The 24,994-nt window shown below is 39.9% G+C and carries 15 protein-coding genes; 8 read left to right on the top strand and 7 right to left on the bottom strand.

Annotation, left to right across the window (positions count from 1 at the left end):
- The 8 genes from BUC01_RS23220 to BUC01_RS23180 all read left to right on the top strand — a co-directional run.
- Nucleotides 1-3,106, top strand: a 3,106-nt coding sequence (locus BUC01_RS23220; RefSeq protein ID WP_073315026.1) for a SusC/RagA family TonB-linked outer membrane protein, incomplete at its 5' end; no start/stop codon positions are given.
- Nucleotides 3,107-3,119: 13 nt separating this feature from the next.
- Nucleotides 3,120-4,703 carry a RagB/SusD family nutrient uptake outer membrane protein gene (locus BUC01_RS23215; RefSeq protein WP_025834932.1) on the top strand — a complete coding sequence of 528 codons (1,584 nt, stop codon included), beginning with the start codon at nt 3,120-3,122 and terminating at the stop codon, nt 4,701-4,703.
- Nucleotides 4,704-4,729: 26 nt separating this feature from the next.
- Complete coding sequence (locus BUC01_RS23210; protein ID WP_227071414.1) at nt 4,730-5,434, top strand: hypothetical protein; 705 nt, start codon at nt 4,730-4,732, stop codon at nt 5,432-5,434.
- Nucleotides 5,435-5,453: 19 nt separating this feature from the next.
- A complete protein-coding gene (locus tag BUC01_RS23205) occupies nt 5,454-6,422 on the top strand; it encodes a hypothetical protein (protein ID WP_025834935.1) in 969 nt (322 codons plus the stop codon).
- A 90-nt stretch (nt 6,423-6,512) separates the two neighbouring features.
- Nucleotides 6,513-7,184 (top strand): TonB-dependent receptor plug domain-containing protein, encoded by a 672-nt coding sequence (locus BUC01_RS23200; RefSeq protein WP_073315024.1) that lies wholly within the window; start codon nt 6,513-6,515, stop codon nt 7,182-7,184.
- Between the two features lie 179 nt (nt 7,185-7,363).
- On the top strand, nt 7,364-9,823 hold the full coding sequence (locus BUC01_RS23195) for a hypothetical protein (protein WP_073315022.1): 2,460 nt from the start codon (nt 7,364-7,366) through the stop codon (nt 9,821-9,823).
- Between the two features lie 708 nt (nt 9,824-10,531).
- Nucleotides 10,532-12,400 carry a hypothetical protein gene (locus tag BUC01_RS23185; protein WP_073315020.1) on the top strand — a complete coding sequence of 623 codons (1,869 nt, stop codon included), beginning with the start codon at nt 10,532-10,534 and terminating at the stop codon, nt 12,398-12,400.
- Between the two features lie 44 nt (nt 12,401-12,444).
- Complete coding sequence (locus tag BUC01_RS23180; protein WP_243462727.1) at nt 12,445-13,560, top strand: alginate lyase family protein; 1,116 nt, start codon at nt 12,445-12,447, stop codon at nt 13,558-13,560.
- A 294-nt stretch (nt 13,561-13,854) separates the two neighbouring features.
- On the opposite strand, the gene BUC01_RS23175 is transcribed toward BUC01_RS23180, so the two are convergent.
- The 7 genes from BUC01_RS23175 to BUC01_RS23145 all read right to left on the bottom strand — a co-directional run.
- A complete protein-coding gene (locus BUC01_RS23175; protein WP_025834939.1) occupies nt 13,855-14,880 on the bottom strand; it encodes a hypothetical protein in 1,026 nt (341 codons plus the stop codon).
- Between the two features lie 31 nt (nt 14,881-14,911).
- Nucleotides 14,912-17,719: a hypothetical protein gene (locus BUC01_RS23170; RefSeq protein ID WP_025834942.1), complete on the bottom strand. Its 2,808-nt coding sequence runs from the start codon at nt 17,717-17,719 to the stop codon at nt 14,912-14,914.
- 27 nt (nt 17,720-17,746) lie between these two features.
- Nucleotides 17,747-18,412, bottom strand: coding sequence for a TonB-dependent receptor plug domain-containing protein (locus tag BUC01_RS23165; RefSeq protein WP_025834944.1), 666 nt, complete (start codon nt 18,410-18,412; stop codon nt 17,747-17,749).
- Nucleotides 18,413-18,479: 67 nt separating this feature from the next.
- Nucleotides 18,480-19,571, bottom strand: a complete 1,092-nt coding sequence (locus tag BUC01_RS23160) for a hypothetical protein (protein ID WP_073315018.1) — start codon at nt 19,569-19,571, stop codon at nt 18,480-18,482.
- Nucleotides 19,572-19,589: 18 nt separating this feature from the next.
- Nucleotides 19,590-20,276: a fasciclin domain-containing protein gene (locus BUC01_RS23155; RefSeq protein WP_025834946.1), complete on the bottom strand. Its 687-nt coding sequence runs from the start codon at nt 20,274-20,276 to the stop codon at nt 19,590-19,592.
- Nucleotides 20,277-20,303: 27 nt separating this feature from the next.
- Entirely contained in the window at nt 20,304-21,851 is a 1,548-nt protein-coding gene (locus BUC01_RS23150) for a RagB/SusD family nutrient uptake outer membrane protein (RefSeq protein ID WP_025834948.1), read from the bottom strand.
- A gap of 16 nt (nt 21,852-21,867) precedes the next feature.
- A partial coding sequence (locus BUC01_RS23145) for a SusC/RagA family TonB-linked outer membrane protein (protein ID WP_073315016.1) occupies nt 21,868-24,994 on the bottom strand: 3,127 nt, incomplete at its 5' end.

Genomic DNA, 24,994 nt, shown 5'->3' with positions numbered 1-24,994 from the left:
TTTCCTCGTTCTGTTTACATTTTCTATGAGTTTTAATCTATATGCTCAGGAAATAACAACAACTGGTACGGTTGTCGATCAAAATGGGGAACCTCTAATTGGAGTAACGGTTTCCGTTATGAAAGGTAGTAATGGGACAATTACTGATATTGATGGTAACTTCTCTATTAAATGTAACAAAGGTGCTACATTGAAATTTAGCTATATTGGCTATAAGGATGCAACGCAGGTAGCAATGGGTACTAAAATGAATATAGTACTGACGGAAGACGCCCAAGCATTGGATGAAGTTGTAGTCATAGGTTACGGTACGGTAAAGAAGAGAGATTTGACAGGTGCTATCTCCACTGTAAATGCCAAAACGATTGAAGAACGCCAACCGACTGATATCTTTCAAGCATTACAGGGGGAAGTATCCGGTCTGCAGATTTCCAATAACTCAGGTGCTCCTGGGGATACAGGTACTATGCTGATTCGTGGTGCTTCTACTATGGGATCAGGTGTTACTCCGTTATACATTGTAGACGGTGTGGCAGTAGATAATATTTCTACTATCAATCCTGCCGACATTGAAAGCATGGAAATTTTGAAAGATGCTGCTTCAGCCGCTATTTATGGTTCACGTTCGGCTGCTGGTGTAATTATCATCAGTACTAAACGTGGTAAAGAAGGTGCTCCTGCTAGAATTTCAGTGAAGTACAACCACTCAATGAAGAAGTTAGGACATAAGATTGATCAGGCAAATGCATTTGAACGTTATTTGAAAGAAAGAGCCGGTAATGCAGGAACTTCTTTATGGAAAACCAGTAATGACTCTTTGCATCCTAACTTCATGGCTGATAACGACTATCAGGATTTGATTACTCGTATGGCTCATTCTAACCAAGTTGATATTAATATCAGTGGTGCAAAGAATAAAATGAGTTATTATACAAGTATTGGTTATTTGAACGAACAAGGTATTGTACTAAATAGTTATTTGAATCGTATAACTTCTAGAACTAACGTTGATTTCGCTGTGTCGGATCGTTTCAAATTAATGAGCCGCTTTAATGTGGCTTATACGGATAAGAATAACATCAATACTGGTGGTGTAATTAATCAGGCATTACGTCGTCCGCCACAAATGGCACTTTACTTCCCTGATGGATCTTATGTATATAATAATGGTGGGCAGTTCAATCCGATAGCTGATGCATATGAACGTGTTAATAAAAGTGTTTCTTATTCAGTTTCTTTGTATCAGGGAGCAGAATTTCAGCTTATGAAAGGCTTAATCTGGTCTGCCAATGTACAGGGAGAATTGAAAGTTAACCGTAATGACCAGTTAATCCGTGGAGATTTGGTTTCTTCAGGTATCAGTTCCGGTTCTAATGATGCAAAAATCCCTCGTAAATTATCTGCGGAAACCTACATTAACTTTGCCAGAGATTTCAAAGATCATTCAGTAGGCGCTATGTTCGGTACCAGTGTCGAGGATTGGCGTGATGAGACATTCCACTTAGAAGGTAGCGATTATGTATCAGAATCGATCCTAACTTCTAACGCTCAGCAAGTGAAAGACCTGACAAAAACTAAGACCACTTATGAAAGTCATGCTATGGCATCTTTCTTCGGACGTGTAAACTATAGTTATAAAGGGAAATATATATTTACGTCAAATCTTCGTTATGATGGTTCTTCACGTTTCGTTGGTAACCGTTGGGGACTATTCCCGTCTGCATCTATTGCATGGCGCGCTTCTGATGAATTTTTCTTTGACTGGGCAAAGCCTGTACTGACTGATGCTAAATTCAGACTCAGTTGGGGTACAAATGGTAATGAACGCGTAGGTAACTATGAATCAATTAACCAATATAATATTGGTTCATATTATAATGGCGTCATCGGAGTTACCCAAACGGATAAGCTGGCTAACCTTGATTTAAGTTGGGAGTCAACAGAACAAACTAATATTGGTTTGGATGTGACATTACTTGACGGACGAGTTTCTTTAGTAGCGGAATATTATATCAAGAAGACTAAAGATTTGTTGGCTGATGAAGTAATCCCTTCGGAATTAGGTGTTAGTAGTATGCGTGTCAATATGGGTAATATTGAGAATAAAGGTATTGAGCTGACGATAAATGCAACTCCTATTCAGCTTCGCGATTTTTCATGGCAGACCACTCTTACCTATACTAAAAACAAAAATAAAGTATTAAAGCTATCGGAAGGCAAGAGCTTTGTGGAAGATGGTAAATACTTAATTGAAGAAGGTTCGCCTTTGGGACAATGGTTCGGCCAAAAAGCCTTGGGTATTTATGCCACAGATGAAGCAAATGCATATATCAAGAATAGCGACGGTTCGTTTGGTGATCGTTTGGTTCCTGTGTATCAAAGAGATCCGAATAACTATAATAACTATATTTATGGTTCTAACGGTAAACCCATTTTCTCACACTATGAGACAAAAGGTGGTCAGAAATATACAGGTGATGTAGGTAAAATGACTACCGCCGGTTCAGTGAGCAAAGGTGGTGATATAATCTGGGATGATTTGGATCATGATGGTGTAATAGGTGACTCGGACAGACGTATCTTGGGTAATGGCATGCCTACATGGTATATGGGATGGACTAACTATTTGAATTACAAGAATTTTTCATTATCCTTCTCGTTTTATGGAAGTTTCGGTAACAAGATTTATAATAAACAACGTCGTGACCTGTTACAGAATTCATCATCGAACATGACTCCGTTAGCAAGAGACTGTTATCGTTTGTGGAAATATCAAGGACAAATAACAGAAGTTTATAGTAGTGCCAAAGCAACAACTGGTGTAAACAATGCGCGTGAACTTTCTTCTTTCTTTCTGGAAGATGGCGACTATATTCGTCTAACAAATGCTCGTTTGGCTTATAGGGTTGATCGTAATTTCACTAAGCGGTTCCATATCTCTGATCTCCAGTTGTACGTATATGGAAACAACCTTCTGACTTGGACAAAATACAAAGGATTTGATCCGTCAAGTATTTCCAACAGTAATGTGCTGCGTCCGGGTATTGATAACGGACGATATCCTACCGCAAGAGAAATTGGTTTCGGTCTAAATGTTAACTTTTAACTTGTAACAACTTATGAAAAGATTAAAATATTTACTAATCGCTGGTGTCAGTCTGCTGCTCGCTTCTTGTGAGAACTTCTTAGACAGACAACCCGAAAGTTCGCTGTCGGGTGAGACTTTCTGGACTTCAGAACAGGATTTGAAAACCTGGAATGCAGGTATGTATGACGGTCTGCAATCGACTTTACGTACAAACTGGTTCTATTGGGGCGAACTTCGTTCCGGTGTGTATGCAGAACGTGGAACGGCTTATGACCGTAACTTACTATACAATGGTTTGAACTCTCAGTCTGGTTCTTCCAGTTGGAGTGACCTTTATAAAACTATTTATCGTGCGAATGCAGCTATTAAGCATATTCCCACCAGCCCTATAGGCAGTTCTGTATCTGCTCCATATTTAGGTCAGGCTTATGCAATGCGTGCATTGATGTATTTTTATGCTATACGTGTATGGGGCGGTGTACCTAAAATCACTGAACCCATGGAAGATGTCTCTTCTCAGGAACGATATTATGGAAGAACTTCTGTAGAAGAATTGAAAGCTTTTATTCTGGAAGATATAGAGAAAGCATTAGAACATATTGGTGCTTCTACAGATATGTCCAGTGCCAGTAAGTACTATTTAAACCGTGGAGCTATTATGGCATTACGTGTAGATGTATTAATGTGGTATAAGGAATATGACAAAGCGCTCGTAGCAGCTAATGACTTACTGACAAACTATAAGTATAGTCTTGAACCGGCATCTACCTATTCCAGCATGTTTTTGAATCCATCAAGCTCTAAAGAAATGATATTCAATCTTTTCTGGAATTATGAAGAAGATAGCAATGGCTTTGGATATGCTCAGGAACTTGCGTCAGGTTCAAACACGATCCGATATCATCCGACAAAGGCATATTATAAGGAATTGGTATCCCGTAAGAGAGAAGATAACCGCGTCACTATGATCATGGATACATTTGCTATCAGCTATTTCATTACTCCTGACGAGATGATAGACGAATCGTATGAAAAAGCAATGAACGGTGATTATGGTAATGCTGCTAATTTCCAGATTAAATGCCCGAAATTCACAGAATACGGAGCGACTGCTAATGATGGCAGACCTGGATATTCCTATGTTGCTAACGGATCATGTTCTACCCATATGCCAATTTATCGCTTAGCAGATATATTGTTGCTAAAAGCTGAAGCTTTAGTATTAGGTACACATAAAGATTATCAAGGCGCGATTAATATCGTCAATCAAATACGCGAACGTGCAGGCTGGGAAAATACTGCAGTTTTAGAGGATTACCCAACCGAAAAAGATCTGATTAAGTTGATTATTGATGAACGTACCATTGAGCTTTGGGCAGAAGGTAAACGTTGGTTTGATTTGGTACGCAATGATATGGTAAAAGAATACTTAGATCCATATTTGCAGAATGAAGACTTGGGTGATCAGAGAATTCCGGAAGGTTTTGTTATTGGTGCTGAGAAAGAAGCTAATCAGATTGGCGGTTACGGCAGAATTTTGTGGCCTCTGAATCAGGATGTATTCCGTAAGAATCCATCTATGAGAGGACAACAGAACAAGCCTTATGAAGAATAACAATAATGTCTTAAACAATAATGAATATGAAAATCTTTAGATATTTTATAAGCCTTGCCTTATTTTGCATTTCACTAAGTTCATGCACCTTGTTTGATCTTGATTTTCAAAGTAACGAGGAATATGAAGCCAAAAAAGCGGATAATAAGGTAAATATGACAATCTGGGAATTTATCCAGAGCCGTCCTGATATATTCAGTTCTTTAATTGAAGGTATTCAATATGCCGGAATCGAAGATCTGTACAAAGAAGCAGGAAATACGCATATATTACTGACCAATAGTGCTCTTAGCAGTGGGGATAACTGTTTTTGGAAGAAAAATCCGGTGATGCTTCCAGGAGCTACGGAAGCCGCAGCTGCTACTGCTTGGGAGCAATATGACAAAAAAGTGGTAAAAGAACTGCTAACTTATCATATTGTAAGAGGAGAATGGTCATATTTTAATATAGATTCTTCGGACCGCTGGATCGGGACTTATGGAGAAGGTAGCTTTTCCTACAACAAAGATGGTCAGACACTTCAAGGAGATACTGCAGTAATGTGTGTCAAAGCCGGACATGACCGTAACCTACCGCTTCAATTGAATAATTTTGAATGGAATTTTAGAGGATTGTTAGCTGCATCTTCCGGTAGTTGTCGCACTACTAACATTCATGCACGTGATGGTTATATCCATGTATCTGATTGGTGGCAACCTCGCCCATCGAGATATTTTTTGGGTCAAGAATAAATTAATAATATAGAAACGTATGAAAAAACTAGTATTCAATATCGCTATATTAATATGTGTGATCTTCACTTCCTGTTCAGACGATGACAGCGTAAATATTGTTTCATTGAACACTTTCGGCACAAAGTTTTGCCGTAATGATGTGGTGAAAGTATTTGTTTCTGCCGAACTCAGTGATGATACAGATGTTAGTTATGAATGGGGATGCGATGGTGGAAGCATGACAAATCCTCAAGGACTATTTGAGAATGTATGGAAAGCTCCGAATGAAGCCGGAACTTATGAAATCTGGTGTACGGTGAAATGTGGGGGTAAGAAAGAAACCCGTCGTTCTAAAATGACTGTACTGGACGAGCTGTTTTACTCTAACTTTGAAACTCCTTATTATAATGAAGGCTGGTCTAATGCATCTATGACAGTAGCATTTGACGCTAATAAGGGAACGAATGGTGCAGTTAAACTGACTTCCACTAAAGCCGACGGCCGTTTTGCCCGTAGCTGGAATAATGTATCTGTTCCTTTCTCCACACAAGTGGACTATGCAGTAAATGCTTGTCCTTCAGATAATAATTTTGCAGAGATCCGTATTGAATTTGCCCGTATCAATAATGCCACGTTTTATGTAACTAAGGCATGCTTTACAACCTACCCCAAAACAGGAGCATGGAAAGCAACTTATACCACAACCAACGTGACAACAGGAGAGACGACAGATATTACAATAGATGAAGGTACAGATACGGCAAACTTTAAATTTAAAAAGGACGCTTTCAAAACAATTGCAGTATCAATCGATGCAAATAAGAAATTCATAGTTTACTATGATGGCAAGAAATATTTTGAGAGCAGTGCATTAGCCAGTGTGCAGGAACAGTATAATGTATCTCGCTCTGGTTTCGGATTGGACAACAAAGTCGTTATTTTTGCCGACAATCTATTTGTATTTGATAACGGTACAATCTGCACAGCCGAACCTCGTGAAAGATAAATAATCAATCTCATTCATCGAAAAAGGAGAGAATATTGGACATACATATTGTGTTTGAATATTCTCTCCTTTTACTAATATTATAAAGATATGAAACATCGTATTCTGATTTTATTATCAGCTATTCTGATTTCACTGGTGGGAACAGCACAGGACAATGTGGCAGGAGTTATCCTAAATGAAAAGGGTAAACCGGCCAAGAAGATAAAAATGCGGGTAAAGGGGCGCATGAAGATGCTTTCCACTTCATCAAAAGGTACATTTGAACTGGATAATGTGAAAACAGGCGATACACTGTTGGTATATCCTAACAGGAAGTTGGTGGCTTATGTGCCTATATCGGGAATTCCAACCTATACCATACATCTAGGGAAGAATTCATTGCGCTATGCCACGAATGAAAAAACAATAACCTGCATGTATCAGGAAATACCGGAACAAACCTATAATAGCAATATTATCACTTATGAGAGAATCCGGCAATTAGACGTCAACAATTTAATAGATTTGCTGCGAGGTAATATTGCCGGATTGCAGATTAATTATTCAGACGGACAAATGAAGGCTTCAATACGGGGAAGTTCATCTTTTGCCCTCAGTACCGAACCGCTTTTCATTGTAGGTGGAACCGAATATAATTCATTGGAAGAAGCCAATAATGCAGTGTCAGTAGAAGACATACGAGAAGTTGAGATTAAAAAAGATGGCTCTGAATATGGAATGAAAGGAGCTAATGGCGTTATTATCATACGGATAAAATAATCCTTCGCTAACTCTTCTGCCATGAAAATCCCTGAATGGATACTTTATTCTCTCAAATAAATCAATTAATAGATATTAGTTATAGAATTTGAGACATTAGTTATAATGCTATTTATTGCCTTTGCCTACTTTTGTCTATTGTTGGAATACAAAGTGTAAACCTGAAAATAAGACAAAGAATGAAGAACATTTATTATCTACTATGCCTTCTTTTCCCCCTATCCATTATGGGGCAGGAACCGACAGGCAAAAGCCAGTGGGTTTATTCGGATGCTAACGGAAAGTTAGTGTATAAAGCCACTAAGAGAGGTGACCGGATTATCGACTTTTCACATGCCGGATATAAGGGCGGTGGTGTAACCTTGCCATACGTTCCGGCAAAACTGACCGTACATCCTTTAGGAGAAAACGAAGATTGCACGGATTATATTCAAAAAGCCATTGATATGGTTTCCGCACTTCCCAAAGATGCCGATGGCTTTCGGGGTGCAGTTCTGCTGGCACCGGGACGTTATGTATGCAACCGTTCCCTTCAGATAATGGCAGATGGCGTTGTATTGCGCGGCAGCGGGAGTGATCCGAGTGGAAGCGTTATCGTCATGACCGGAGGCAAACATACGGCAATCGTGGTGAATAATGGCATCCGCCAACGTGCAGGCAATCGTTTAGGCGAAACTTCTCCAAATGAAAAAAGCATAAAGGTGACCGACAAGTACATCCCTGCCGGTTCATATCGCCTGACGGTGGCTGATGTTTCCGGACTTTCCGTCGGCGACAATATAGAAATACGCAAACCCGTAACCGATAAATGGATCAAATATATGAAGATGAATGATTTGGTTCGTGACGGGAAACCTCAAATCTGGATAAAGGCAGGACGGCAACTGATTGCCGAACGGACTATTGCAGGTATCGAAGGAAATACAATTGTGCTGAGTGTCCCGCTAGTAGACTCTTACGATGCGAAATTCACCGATGACAATACTACATTAGTGGTGGCCAATAACGTACAACGGCTCCGTCAGTGCGGTGTGGAGAATCTGCGTATTGAGTCGCCCGCACAAGCGGTCAATCACGGGAAAGCATTATATTATGCACTAAGAATCAACGGAGAAGACTGTTGGGCAAAGGACATCAATGCACTGGAAACCATGGAGAGCATAGGTGTAGGCGGGCGACGCATCACTTTGCAGCAGATTAATGTAATCAGGAGGGCTTTGCACCAGGGAGCTTCCAAGCCGGCGGAGTTTGCACCGAACGGAGGGCAGATTCTGATTGACCGTTGTTCGGTAGAGGGAGATAATATCTGGTTTGTGGCACTTGGCGCCGGACAAACGGGGCCTATTGTATTCCTTAATTGCAACTTCAAAGGGAATGGCCGTATAGAAGGACATCAACGTTGGAGTACAGGTTTATTGCTTGACAATTGTAATTTGCCGGGCGGAGGTATTGATTTCAAGAACCGTGGCTCTATGGGTTCCGGTCATGGTTGGGGCACAGCCTGGTCTGTTGCCTGGAATTGCTTGGCGAAGAGTTATGTAAATCAGATTCCCCCGGGCACTTATAACTGGGTAATAGGCAGTAAAGGAGAAAGTACTCCGTTGCGTCGTCCTTTCAATCAGTCCGGTCCTACGTTACCGGTAGGTATTTTCGATTCGCATGATACTCCGGTTGCCCCTCAAAGTCTTTATCTGGCGCAATTGAAGGAACGTTTGGGCGAATCTGCATTGCAAGCCATTGGATATGGGCCTACCGTACAGTTACCTTCCCCTGTCCGTTCCGACTATACTTTTCAGGGAGGTATGCAAGCTTCTCGCGAGTTAGCGGGAAAAGATTACAGGGCTATACATGAGTATATGCGTGCCCTGGGGTGGGACTATTCCGAACATCCCAATATCTCGAAAAACGACCATTACGACGGTGTGCATTGTGAAGTTCTTTTTGATGCTGCCCTGCAGCAATATGTTTTCAAATTCACCAATCATGCCAATGCCGGAGCTTTGGACAGTGACCGGGGAAGATTGCTAAGTGACCGCCAGCGCAATGAGATGAAAAGCCAGACAAACCATGACTGGTATCATCTGAACGGAAACTGGAACGAGTGGCAACGGCTGGAATGGAAATTCCGCATACCCAAAGGTTTCCAACCCACCACCAAGTTCTGTCATCTTCACCAACTGAAGGCACAGGAAGGCAACAATGGCGCCCCACTCATTACTATCAGTACCCGTTGCGATGAAGACGGAGGGAATAAGCGTGTACAAGTGATTCATACAGGCGACACACGGACTTCCGGCAAAGGTGTTATCATAGACAACCTTCCGCTTGCTGACTTTGAAGATGAATGGATACAAGTGGAGACAGAAATGCATTATACCCATCATGGCACGTTCCGCATCAAACTGACCCGTATCAGCGATGGGAAAGTGCTTGCCGACCAATCTTTCGCCGATGTAGACTTATGGAGGAAGGGGGCGACAAGTATCCGGAATAAATTTGGTATTTATCGCAGTCTGGGGCGGAAAATGCAAAGTGCATCCGACAGACCCGATAACGGACTTAAAGATGAAAGCCTGCAGCTGGCTGATTTCAAAGTTTATGAAGCGCATACCAATCCGAATCCTCAGCCGCATGACTAATCGGTTTTTCAGAAAATAACCTTTAAAAATCATTTTGTCAGCCATGACAAAATGATAATCCTATTGTCTCAGATTCCTTTCTTTCCGCCCAATGGTGGGGGAAAAAAGAAAGAACGCAAGCATTCCCTATTAAAGAAATGCGGAAAGAAAGGGAAAGGGGACAGAATCATAAAAAGGGACGTAACGACTGTCATATCTTAGATAAAAATGATAGCCTTCATGTGTTCTATGCGCAAAAAGAACACTCTCCGCCCGAATACTTTCCCGATGCAACCAGAAAAGAATATAACCCGATAAGTAAAGGGCTACACCCTATATCCCGTATGGTGTCACCCTTTATGCAACATAGCTACACCTTTTGGGGCATAAGGTGTAGCCTTATCACGAAAAAGAATGTTAGTTTTGCCCGAAAAGATGGTATGTTTAGCTGAAATACATGGTTTGTTTTGGGTAAACAGACCGTCTGTTCCGGTCAGATAGACCATCTGTTCTGAAAAAACGGATGGTTAGTCCGGCTGAAAGACTGTTTTCTCCTTAAAGCCCTGTCAGAATAATCGCCCGTAGTATGTCTTTGTGTCGATGAAATGCTATAATCTATGTCACCATGAAATAGACCGATACAATATTGCAAGGAAATGAGATAACACTACAAAACTGATAGAAGAAATCTCCCTTTCTTTACATATCACAAAAAAGTAATAAATACATATGAAATCACAACTTGTATCTTTATGTATCGGGAGCTTATGTTTTGTAGGCAGCTACTCCCTTAATGCCCAGGAAAGTTGGCAATCGCAACTCGTTATTCAGGATGAATCCGGAAGCCTGACTTATAAGAAAGATAATGATGGCTTTGTCATTCCAGATTTCAGCCAGGCCGGATATGGGAATGGAAAAGACCTTCCTGTGGTCAGTTTACCGGAACGTACCATTACTCTCAGTCCTCTGGAGGACAAGGAGGCCGATAATACGCAACATATACAGAAAGCCATTGACGAAGTAGGAAAACAGGCTTTGAACGCAGAGGGTATCAGAGGAGTCGTATTGCTGAAAGCCGGACGGTATAATGTGGACGGGACGTTAAACCTGACTTACGACGGAGTCATTCTGCGTGGCGAAGGTAATTGCTTCTCGGACAATGATTCCACGGTTCTCTACGGTAGAAATGCGGCAGAAAAGGCTAAACGGCTTATCTTAATGGGAAATTCCTCCGCGCACAATTGGGGAAATGGGAAAGGAGATGCTCAGGTAAATATTGTAACACAGAAGGTGATGCCCGGCGACTGTTCCTTTCAGGTGGAAGATGCAAGCGCTTATCGGGCGGGCGACTTGATTTGTATAAAATATCCTACCACAACAGCTTGGCTGGAGGCAGTCTGGTATGGCGGCAATACAAAGCGCAACACAGATGAAAGCAAGAAATGGAAAACTAAGGATATTGATATTTCCTATCATCGCTACGTCACCAAAGTGGAAGGTAATATGATTGAAGTGGATGCGCCCGTATTTTATGCGCTCGACGTACAGTATGCACAGGCATATATCTATAAGATACCAAATCCGGGAACAATCCGCCACAATGTAGGGATTGAGAATCTGCACATCTCTTTTGAAAGAAGTCCGGAGAATTCCACGGCTAACGTTGATCAGAATTGTATCTATATGAGTTCGTTGGAAAATTCATGGGTGAAAGGTGTTTCAATGTCCGGTTTTGTCCATGCGGGCATTAAAACGACTTCCACTACGAGGAGTACAATTGAAGATTGCTATGCTATTGATCCCTCCGGACTTTGCACAGGCGGTACGTATTACAACTTTGAGAATTACCATCGTTCACAACTCATCTTGCTGAAGGACTGTTATGCCCGCAACGGACGTCATCATTATATCTCCAACGGCTGTGCCTCTACCAGCGGCATTGTTGTGTTGAATTTCCGTTCGGAACTTTCCCTTGCACAAGCTGAGGGACACCGGTTGTGGTCGCAGGGGATTCTGTTTGATAACTGGACGGAATTGGGAACTATAAAATCGAATGCCGGGAAAATAGGTATGTATCTGCGTGACAATATGGGAAGCGGCCACGGATGGGGAGGCACCAACAGCGTGTTCTGGAATTGTGATGTACAAGACGGTGCCATTTATCTGGATAAAGTGCCTACGGGACAAAACTACGCTATCGGATGCACGGCTAAAACAATACGGAGATACCGCAACAATATGAGCGAATATACCAATGGATATATAGAAGGGCAGAATCGTAAAGGCCTGCAGCCCGCATCACTCTATGAGGCTCAGAGGGCGGCAAGAGGCATCTCTACGGGGATAATGTCTGAAGCAGGCAGAGAAGATATCCCGCATATTGTTGTGGAAACAAATCGTGTGAGAGTAAAGTCGCAAAAAGATGCATGGATATCTATTTACACGACTCATGGAAGCACGGTGCAGATGCTCAAATCTTCTTCTGGCAATTGGGTGGAGAGTATGCCATTGAACGATGATTTTTATGTGGTTCGTGTGCAAGAAGCCGGCCAGAAGGCTTATAGCCGGAAGGTTCTGATAAGAACTGTCGGAAAATAACGTAACTATGTATTATATCAATAGCAATAAATTTCTTAATGATTATGACTAAAAGAACTTTTTTCTCACTCCTGTATGCGCTGATATGCATTGTCAGTTTCGGACAGGAATTCGTACATCCCGGAATGTTACACACGACCTCTGATCTTGAATTCATGAAAGCTAAAGTCCTTGCAGGCGAAGAACCTTGGAAGGAAGCGTGGAACCAGCTCAAGTCATCGGAAATCGCTTCGCTCAATTACAAACCGACTCCTTTTAAGATTGTAGATAACGGCCCTTATAACAAACCCGATAATGGAGGGAAAGAGTTTGTACGTGATGGTGCGGCAGCCTACACCATGGCTTTGCAATGGTATGTGGAAGGGGATAAAGCTTATGCGGAGAAGGCTGTCGAGATATTCAATGCCTGGGCTCAGACTCTTGAATCGGTCGTAAATCACAACCGTCAATTGAAGGTGGGTACGGCAGGAATCAAATATCTCAATGCCGCCGAGATAATAAAACATACTTATAAAGGCTGGAATGCCAAAGATCGTAAAGCATTTGAAGATATGGTCATCAACGTCTGGTACCCGGTGATAAAGGACTGGACGCCTCGTTATAATGGCAATTGGGATGCTGCCAACGGACAAACACTTATGTGTATCGGCATCTTCCTCGACCGGCGGGATATTTTTGACACTGCCTGTAAGCAGCTGACCGATGGTGATACGAATGGTGCTATCAAAAACTATTTTTATGAAAGCGGACAATGCCAGGAGAGTGGGCGTGACCAACAACACGTACAGATGGGGCTTGCTTTCCTTGCCTGTGCCGCCGAAATTGCCTGGAATCAAGATATAGACTTATATGGAGCGTTCGACAATCGCCTCTACAAAGGATTTGAGTACACGGCCCGATACATGTCGGGCGAAGAAGTTCCTCATGTACAGTATATCACTTGGTTTGGAAAGCCGGTCTATGGACCTGAGATCTCATCCAAACAACGGGAGAAAATCTGTCCAGCCTGGGAACGGGCTTATCATCATTATCACGACCGCAAAGGAATGGATATGCCGTACACTCGTAAGATGATTCAAAAAAGCCGTCCGGAAGGAACGGCCAATCAATCGTTTATGCCTTGGGCGTCACTGACTAGTATAGGTTTCCCTGTCCGATAAGACTTTCTTTTATTGATTATTCTGTAACGAAGTGCGATAAATAAGATTCCACGAAGAAGCGATGTCGTCGTTCCACCCCTGAGGAACGTTTATTTCTCAGGGGTGGAACGTTCATTTCTTGCCTGTGAAACAAATATTTCTTGCCTGTGAACATATTGTTCCTTAAAAGGGATACGGAAATAATCTGACTATGCCTCCGCCTCCTCCGTTTATTAGCAATTTATCTTATCTGTTTTACGTATCGACATGCTTTCCCGTCGTCAGTAATTTCGCGCACACTTTTTATAAATCACCCTAATCGTGGCTTTCAGGCTTGGGATTTGTCTTTTTCTCATAAACCTTGAAATCTGCCAGTTGCAAAGTCTCATCCTTTATTCCATTAGTAGGACGATCATCAGTACTTTCCATCTTTCTTCCAAAGCTACGATAAATGCCGAATTTATTTCGGATACTTATCGCTCCCTTCCGCCATAGGTCAATATTGCTAAAAGCTTTATCAACTAATACTTTACTGTCACTGATACGCGTCATCTTAATACTGAACGCCCCATCGTGCGTAAAGTGCATCTCTGTTTCTACTTGTATCCATTCATCTTCAAAATCAGACAATGGCAGATTGTCTATGATTGTTCCTTTAGTAGTAGCACTATTATCACCGGTATGGATCACTTGTACACGACGGTTACTGCCATTACTATTGCAGCGGGGAGTTATGGTTATCAATGGAGAACCATTATTACCCTCCTGTGCCTTTAATTGGTGAATATGACAGAAACTTGTAGAAGGTCTGAAATCTTTCGGAATACGGAATTTCCATTCAAGGCGTTGCCATTCATCCCAGTTACCATTCAATTTATACCAGGCAGCAGTCGTTTGTGTTTTCATTTCATTACGTTGGCGGTCTTCCAGTTTCCCCCGGTCACCGTCAAGGGCATCAGCATTGGCATGACTGATAAACTTGAAAACATATTGCTGTATCGTTTCGTCATATATAACTTCGCAATGCACTCCGTCTTTATGATCTTTATCAGATGAATTGGGATGTTCAGAATAGTCCCATCCATAAGAGCGCATATACTTATGGATTTCCGAATAATCTTTTCCAACCAGTTGTTGTGCGGCTTGCATATTTCCCTGTAGTTTATAGTCATCAGGTTCTGGTTCTGGATCCGGTTCTGGTTCTGGGGTAGGTTCAGGAGTTGGTTTGGGGTCGGGCTGTTCAGTATTCGGTTTATCACTCTCTTCTTTTGAACAAGAACTTATTCCACATAAAAGAATAGCCAATACAGATAGTGCTAAAAATAATTTTATACGCTTCATGATATCAAATTTAAAATAAAAAATAAGCTGCTTATCTTTTTAATAAATGTTCATAGCGACAAGGTACACCTTTATCTGTTATACCTTCAATAATAATTGTATAATAGCTGGGACGATCAGCTGTGTAAAAGTGTACGCTGGCATTACCTTTTTCATCGGTTCGGAGTTGAGGCTGCCAGTAAATGGTGGTACGATTATCCGGTACAAGTGATTTGCGTTCTTCGTCTGTTACGTATTTAGGGCTATAAAAGGATTTATACCGATTAAAGCCGAGCAGGAATGCCGTGTCTCCTTGGGAAGTACGCGGTATCTCTAAATTGCCGGTACGTGAGGTTAACACAATACATCCACCGGAAATACTTTGAGTTCCATCCTTCATTTTCTGGAGTTGTCTGTCCACTTCCAGTTCTTCCAATTCTTCTAAGGTGGCACCACTCTCAAAAGCTTCATTATAGGCTGCTTCCAAGTATTTCAGATTTTGAGTAATATTGACGGCTGCATCAACTTCCGGATCAATTTTGTGTACTCCTACAATGTCTTCCGCATTGATGAGAGAAAGAGCATTGAAACTGATCGTTTTGTTATCCAGCATGAAGCGCGCAGTACGGCCATAATCTATTTTCTCTTTGGGACGCAAGGCATTTCTATTATTTACATCATTAGACATCAGATGTTCCGGACGTTGGGAGTATTTGGGGTTTATATAGGGACGATTATCTATAATTCGGAATCCGGGAACATTCTTGACTAAATCGAGTGCCGTGCGCGCGTCTTGTTGAGCCAACATCTCTTCATCATCCATTTTATAGGAAGAAAAACGATCTTTTACTAAACTTCTGGCATTAATCACGACTTCTGGAAGACGTAGCATCAAGACTCCATCTTCTCTGACAAAAGGTGATTGCATTTCTTCTATATATTCGTTCTGTTGCTCATATTTTGCATCCTTGTATGGATGGGTGTTTACTGCTTCCGGAAAATAATCCCTGTCTATCCGGATATTAGCACGAAAGAATTTCCCTTTTTCTATTACCTGTGCTTCAGCTCTGGCTGTATCTGCAAAACTTAACTTATCTACAATAAACACTCCGTCATTATCTGTCTGTGTTGAGGGATAAGGACGTTTATTGACAAAAACATTCACAGTTTTTCCAGAAAGTGGCTTATTACGAATATCTAATACCTTACCGGAAATGGTTTGTCCGATTTCCATAAAGTATTTGGGATTCTTTTGCTGTTCTTTAAGAATGTCTTCTACATTAAAACGACTCCACCCTTGTGTCATCATTAAATTATCCAGACAGGCTTTCAATCGCTGAGAATTATCTTTAAAATAATATCCTGGTGTTTCGATATATCCTTTTATATCTGACGTCAGCAGCAAATTAGAAAGAATATTATCTGCTGTAGAATCACATTTGATGGCATAGTTGTCTGTAACGCTTAAAGAGAAATCACCCTTTATAGGTTGCCCTGACAGATCGGAGAGGTGGATATCAAGAGATATCGGTGAACGCGAACCATAGGATGCTTTATCAGAGGCTAACTGCCAGGTTGAATGGTTTTGGCGAACGAATACAAGGCGTTCACTGTGTGGAACGTAATTTCCATCCAATAAAGTAAGGGTTAATATCCCTTCAGGGATGGATTTCAGGCTGACCGCTCCTTGTCCTTTCTGTATGGGTTGTACAAATAGGAGAAAACCACGAACATGGGCTATCAAGTATAAATTATCCGGCAACTTCTCTTGGGGAGAATGTAATATAGTGTAATGTATGATGCCGTTACGTTCGGTAATGGATAAAGAGAATTTGTCGGCCTCCGGATCAGGCAGTAAAAACTCTTTCTTCATATCTCCTGTAATAGAACTAACGACTGCTTTATATTTTTCACCTATTGAAATAGGTAGCATAAAACTGCCGATACCTGCATAAGCACTCTTAAAATGAGTAATGGTATCACCTTTACTGTTTAAAATACTACCTGTCACTTCTACTGAATTTCCATTTGTGTCTATAGCTTTTATACCCACTTTTTGGGTACATCCCGAAATTAAGCTACCACCTTCCGGAAAAAAATCAACATGGTAGTCAAAAGCATCCGGAACATAAAATGTGTGTTTGTGCTTTAACTGTTTATCTTCCAATACAACATAGATGTATTGCTCTATTTTATCTTTTTCAGGTATATCTATCTGAATCTCTCCGTTCTTGTTAGTCTGTTGCTGACGGAACTTATTTTCGTATGGCTTGGTACGAACCATATAGTGCACGTAATTACCTGCATAGACGGTATTGTCGGGTCTTTTGAAGGTAACAGTTGCTATACGTTTTTTCCCTTTCTGTTCATATCTTATTTCCGGATATATAAACGAAGATTGGGAAGCAAAGACTTTTAGATTTCTGGAATAATAATAGTCGGATTTTTCGTTTAACATCCAATGGGTATATGCACGGAGATAATAATCACTAGCCTCCAATGATTTTGGAAGAGGGATAAAACTTGAGAAAATATCTTCGCGTTGCCGAATCTTAATACGCTGCTGAACTTTATTCTTGCGATTTATGAGCTCTACATACACATAGTGACTGCCATTTCCGGAAAAGTGGGTAATGGCATTCACCAAATATGCTTTCAACCAGATAGTATCACCTGCAAAATAATATGGTTTATCGGTATGCAAATAGACTTTCTCCTGCGGCAAATTAGTAACTTGTTTAAATGAACTGACAATATTGTTCATATAAACAGTATCTGTTTGTTGAGCATTACTTGTAAAGATGCTAACAAATAGTATCACCCATAAACTCAGGTAATATCTTATCCGGTTGTTTTTCATAGTGCATGCGTGTTTAATAGTTATATACTATTTCTTAATTGTAGTAATAATTACAACACCGTTAGCTCCTTTCATGCCATAAGCTGCACCGTCTTTTTGTATTTCTACCTTGTCTATATCATTGATTGATACGACACCATCTACTTCACTGCTACTTTCGTATAAAGTACCGTCGACAACAAATAAAGGCTCATTATCCAAATCAAATGAACTTCCTCCGCGAATTGTAATTTTGTCTCCGTTCACTGTTACCCCCGGAATAGCTCCACCCTTAAATAGATCGTAAATACTATTGGCTGATAACTTCTGAATTTGTTCACGAGTCAATACATTTGAGTTATAACTTGTACGGAGAATCCTCGTGTATTCTCTTTTTTCTTCTTTCTGCCCATCGAATAAGATGAAAAATTTCTTTTCCAATTTAAGAGAAGCTTGAGATAGCTTACCAATAGGGATAATTGCTTCTTCTTTTTTAGATATAGATACTACCAATGTATCTGTGGGCTGCAAACCGGAAAAAGAGAATACTCCCATATTGTCTGTCTTTACACTTTCAGTGGTATTCTTTTTCCAAACTTTCATCCCTTTTAAAGGACGTTGTTTGGCATTTACAATAACTCCCTTAAAGTCTTGACCAAAGACAGTTACAACAAAAAGTGATGTGTACAAAACAAGAAATAATCGTTTTTTCATAATTACAAGAATTAAAAAAAGTATCTTAGGAACAATAATTCCCAAGATACTTTTTGATGAATGAATATTATTCTAAAATACCTGTATTAGAGGCGTGAGCGTCATCAATATATACTAACGGAATGTTTTTACCAGCATCGCCATTGGGTATATAAAGCTCCCAGTTATTGATAGACATACGACCTTCACAGGAGTTTTCAGTACGTGCATCTTTTAAAATATTACTCTTTAATACTTCCTGACCAGCTACATGCACAATGATTGCTTCACTTTCGTCAACAGACATGGATACTGTCTGATAAAGTTTGGCAGTAAATGTATTCATTGTATTCAGGTTGTGATATTCGTTATACGTAGTTTTTTTGCCTTCGGCCGATGTATACTGGACAATTAACTGTACATTATAATCCGTAGTACCTTCCATCGTAAGTTCTTCATTAGGTACAGCCGGATACACTTCTCCACTTTTTAGCTTTCCCGGATACCATATCAGACGAATTTGGTTAATATAAGAACCATTGTTGGAAGCGTCGGAACGTAAATTCCAACGATACTCCAATGTTGCTTTTCCTGTTTTTTTCCCAACTACAATTTCTTGCATATTAGGGACATTAGAGTCAAAACCAAGTTTCATGCGGGTACTAAACGGAGTATATAGCGTGTTATCTCCAAAAGCACGACGAAGATAGCGATTTACTTCTGCGGCAGAATTCACTTTTGCTTGCAGATATTGGTTACCGTTAGATTCTTTTTTAAGTGTTCCAGTTGTACTACCTTGTAAAGATAAAGAATGAGGAGTTTTCTCAAATTTATCAAAATAATAACTGGATACATACATCTTATGAGAACGAACTTGTGATTCGCCACCAATACTAGCGCGACAGGTAATTGTGTATGTACCCGGAGTGCTTGGCGCTTTCCATGTCATTTCATTTAGACCTTGAGGTTGGGTCAATGAACCCGCATCACAACTCCATTCATAATTCGTATGCCATAAATCACTAGAGCGTACACACATCCATACTTTCACTTTCTGATTACAGTAGAATTCATCTCCATCTGTACTTAACGAATCTATTTCGATAAAATCATCATCACCACAGCTTGCAAAAGAGAAAGCACAAAGTAGAACAATGAAAAATTGATAAATATATTTCATAATCGTAATCTTTTTAGGTTATTTCATATTTAGTTGTTCTTTTGTAGGCCGATCCAACCAACTATCCATGACATGCATATATGAACCGTCAGCATTGTAAAGATTGGAAGTGCGTGGCTTGATGGAAGATTTGTAATGCCCATCAAAATTGTTGAATACAATGTTGGGATTACGGTCTTTCAATAAATACATGTTTATTTTAGCTGTATCAGCTGTAGCTACCGTCTCAAACCAAGTTGGTTCTGCCGGAAGATTAGTGAAAGTATATTTACCCTTCACAATGTGATAAAGCAAAAATTCTTTCACTTGTTCTTTGGGATAGGCAGTCATACTTATAGGTGCGTAAGAAACAAGTTCTCCAGTTTCCTCATCTATATAAGTTAGTTGATGCGTCTGAAAATAACTTAAATCAGTACTCGTCTCTGAGTTGAATGCTGTATTCGTAGGTAATAAGTAAGTCACTCCACTTTGTTTAAACTCATTTTCAACTCCTGCATACAAAATAGCCTCTTCCAATAAAGAAAATATATCTGTACGGGATTTGATAAATTCGAAAGCAGACATATCTATTTTATTACTTGGCATGCCAGCATTATAATCATAATCGTATGAATCTTGATAATCTAACCCCAATAATTCACAGCTTGCTATAAAGAAAGGAATTACCATCAAGGCTAATGCTTTTTTATAATATTCTAGTTTCATTATTAACTCTTTTTAAATAGTTTGTTTTTAACGTTCAGTATAAGGTGGATTCTGATCTCCAACCAGTGCCTTGTTTGATTCAAATTCAGCATAATGAATCGGCCAGTATTTAGTACCTTCATTCCCGAAACCGGTTACTGTCACATCTGCTGCTTCTTGACGTGCGGAATAGATAGGGTCCATTACTTCTATTAAATGACCGGTTCGCATTAAATCAAACCAACGATACCCTTCTCCATAAAGTTCCAATTGTCTTTCTTGCAGAATAATACTTTCTACTTCATTTACATTATTAACATTGGATACTTCTAACTTCGCATCTTTCAAGTAACCCACACGAGTACGAATATCATTGACAATATTCAGTGCCTCATCTCCTCTGTTCAACTTATTTAAAGCTTCTGCACGCAGTAACATGATATTTGCCATACGCATCATTACCAGAGAAAACTCACTGTCTGTTGTGTTCATTACTGAAAAATATGATTTATACACTTGATTAGAGGAATCATATTCGCGTTCAGGATCAATATTGCTGTATTTGATACATTTATTTACGCTTTCTACTCCAGCTGTATAACTTGCATACGTCAAAGGAACACGAGAGGCCTTATAGTATACTTTCACAGTGTCAATTGTATTCCAAAAACGTGCATCAGAACCTTCTCCTGAACGAAGCCGATCTATAAATTCATTAAAAATGGGTTCTGCCATTCTGTAACCATTATTCGTGTTACTTGCCCCTAAAAGTTGTGGCCAGCCACTTAAAGCTCCATCTGTTTCGTAATCCCATGCCATAGCAAAGATTACTTCTTTTGAACTACTAGGATTGGTGAAGATGTTTTTCCATTCAATTTCTCCATTAGATAATGACAAACTCTTATGGTTGATAAAATGTTCTGAAGCTGTTAATGCACCTTGATAGTCATTATACCACATGTGAACTTCTGTCAATAAAGCGTACATTGCATCTTTGCCCAAATAAATTTTATCACTTGTATCAGATTGATTAAAGTAACTGATAGCTTTTTCTATATCAGATAAGATTTGTTCCTTTACCTGTTCTAAAGAAGAACGGGGAACGGCAATAGAATTTAAGGATCCATCCCATGGTTCCGTTATTATTGGCATTTTACCCCAAGTACGGGTTCCCCAAAAATACATATAAGCACGCATGGCATAGCATTGTCCGATATATGGAGCATACTCAGATTCTAAGACGTTAGGAATTGTCGGATATTTTTGAATACCAATATTACATCTGGAGATGCAAGTGAAAAAAGGTTCCCAACTGGCTTCTGAGATATTTGGCATCAAGGCATTCATGTAAATCTTAGAATCTTCATAGGATGTACCGGTTACATTATCTGAACGTACATCACCAAAAAGAACCTGACGCCTGGAAAGTGCACTCTGAAACGCATCATAAATACCTGCATTCCAGTTCTTCATTTCAGCTTTATCTTTAAAGTAACTTGATGGAGACAAATCTGACAAAGGAGATCTGTCTAAAAAACTCTCACAACTTGATAAAGCCAAAAGACTTGTAAAAGCTAATATTATATATTTCTTCATTTTCTTATCTTTTTAGTTAAAATCCGATGTTGAACCCAAAGCCAAACTCACGCTTACGAGGATATTTAGAACTGTCTTTACCTGGAGTAAGAACACCGCCACTCAACTCCGGATCATATCCTGTATAATTAGTCCAAGTCAGTAAATTGTTACCATAAATATATGCTTGTACTGAGCGGAGTGGAGTTTTGCCTAAGAATTTAGGATCCACACTGTAACTTAATCGAACAGATTGTAAACGAATAAAAGTCGCATCTTCCAAGAACTGATCGCTCAAACTCATAGAGTGATTATTGGTTTTGCGTTGTTTGGAGTTCAATGCATACCAACTTGTGATCTCACCCGGATATTTCCAGCCTTGCATAATATATTCGGGAGTTTGTTTATGAGTATTTCCTCCCCATGAACAATAATAACGCTTCAAGTCATTCCAGACTTGTCCGCCCCAGCTAACATAGAAGTTAAATGAAAGAGAAAAGTCTTTATATGTGAGGGTATTACCCCAGGATCCAAACCAATCTGGATTAGCTTTGCCTAATTCGGTCTGGTCGTTAGAATTGATCACATCATCTAACTCGCCGTTTTCATCAGGCTTGTTATACCATATGACGTCACCACCACCAGCGACTACTCCATTTACTTTCATCTGAGCAATTTTGCCTGTATATTCAGTACCATCTGGGTTCAGATATTTTTCCAATGTTGGCTGACCGTTTAAACCTATAATGACATTACCTTCATTATCCCGTTTGAAAACAGGAGTCAGACGGTTTTTATAATCTTGAGTCCAGGCATTACTTGCGTCATATTCATATACCCCCAAATTCTTATAACCATAGAATAGACCAGCTGGTTTTCCTGCTGCAATCAGCCAAGCACTATTAATATAATCCTCACGTGCTAAATCAAGAATCTTATTATCATTCTTCCACCAATTTACAGTAGTACTCCAGCTAAAATCACGTGTTCTGACTGGTGTTGCTGTAAGTGATAATTCAACACCTTTATTTTCAATACTAGCCAAGTTTACACGCATTTTATCATAACCGGTAGTACTTGGAAGATTATAGTCAGAAAGCAAGTCACTCGTTTTCTTTATGTAATAGTCAGCAACAAACATAATACGTCCATTCAGAAAACTCAAATCCACACCGATATTTGTTTGCTTGGTCTGTTCCCATTTTAAGTCAGGATTACCATATTTAGATGCAGGTACAATGCCACCTACTGAGTTATAATATTGGGAACCGGCTGTATAAACGGTTTGCGATTCATAGCGTCCAATTTTGTCATTACCAGTAATACCATAGCTGGCACGGATTTTGGCATCCGTAAGAATGTTATTAGCCCAACGCATGAAAGGTTCATCCGAAATACGCCATGCAGCAGAAACAGAAGGGAAAGATCCCCAACGATTATTCTTACCAAAACGGGAAGAACCGTCAAATCGAAGATTACCAGTCACGGTATAGCGACTCTTCCAACTATATACTACACGTCCAAATACGCCTACCATAGCTTCATCCCAACCGGTTGTATTGATATTCTTCACATCTTTTACAGTAGCCAAATTCATATAATGAATATCTTCGGAGAGGAAAAACGAACCGGCTATATTATATGCCAATTGATTACTAACTTCAAAACTGCTACCAACCATAGCACTCAAAGAATGGTCTTTGGCAATTGTCTTATTGAAGTTTAAATAAGCTTCGCCTGCATATTTCCAAGTTTGTTGGCTTTTATCTGCTCCTGTATTTTTCCCATTATCACTTCCTTCCAGATACTTGGATGAGAATGTTAAATTTCTATTAGATGTATAATCAGCTGAAATGTCAGCATCCAATCTTAACCAAGGAGTAAATGTCCAGGTTATACCCTGATAAAAGTTTCCTCTATAAGTCGAGCGTTCATCTAACTTTTGTTTTAGTTCAGCAATAGGATTACGACGTCCCCCCGAAGAGTAATAAGGAATTAATTCACCATCCGGATACCAGATAATCATATCAGGATCACGACGCATGGCATCTTGCAAAACAGTTTCTTTAATATTATTAGTTTTATTGTAGCTCAAACGAACACGGGTAGTAAACTTTATATTTTTCCACGGTTCATAATCAACATTGACATTAGCGGTATATCTGTCATTTCCAGACTCTAAAATTACACCTTTTTCACCAATGTAGTTCAAAGATGCACGATACTTGAACCCTTTGGAACCACCACTAATTTGTACACTGGCATCATCACGCCCACCTGTACGGAACAATAAATCCTGATAATAATAGTTGGTACTATACTGCATGCCTACAGAGTCTGTGCGTGCGGAAAACTTCTCTAAAGTTTTGGAAGGATTATTTAAATCGGAAGCTGCCATACTTAAACGGCTTTCAAACGCATTAACTTGAGGTAATTTACGGGCAACAGTGTAAAAGGAATGTTGATAACGGGCATCAACACGCGGCTTGCCAGATTCACCGGATTTTGTAGTAATCAATATTACACCATTTGCAGAACGGGCACCATAAATAGCTGAAGAAGCAGCATCTTTCATAACGTCAATCTGCTTAATATCATTGGCAGAAATATCGTCAATGTTATCAACAACTACTCCATCTACAACATACAGTGGAGATACACCTTCATCACTAAAAGTAGAGGCACCACGGATAGATACAAATGAAGATGAGCCAGGTGCTCCGGAGTTTGATACGATTTGCATACCAGGAGCAGCTCCTTGTAATGCATCGAAAACATTTACTGAATTCTTTTCTTCTAAGATCTTAGAATCAACTGAAGTCATTGAACCTGTAATATGCTTTTTGTTCATTGAACCGAAACCAACAATTACAACTTCATCCAAAGCCTGAGCATCTTCGGCCATTTCAATCTTCATTCTTTGACCGCTTGCTTTGTGCTCAACTGTTTTGTATCCCATAAAAGAGAAAACTAATGTGGCACCTTTATTGCATTTAATGGTAAAGTTACCATCTAAATCTGTAATGCCACCAGTTGTTGTACCTTTTGCCTGTACAGTTACACCGATCATTGGTTCATTGTTTTGGTCAACAACAACACCTGTCTGTGTTATTGTTTGGGCCATAAGATTAACACTCAAGACCAATGCTAATAGAACTAAAGAT

Origin of the sequence: Bacteroides stercorirosoris (assembly GCF_900142015.1) — a bacterium.
Taxonomy (GTDB): Bacteria; Bacteroidota; Bacteroidia; order Bacteroidales; family Bacteroidaceae; genus Bacteroides; species Bacteroides stercorirosoris.
Note: the sequence above shows the minus strand (reverse complement) of the source record. Positions and strands in the feature narration are given on the sequence as shown.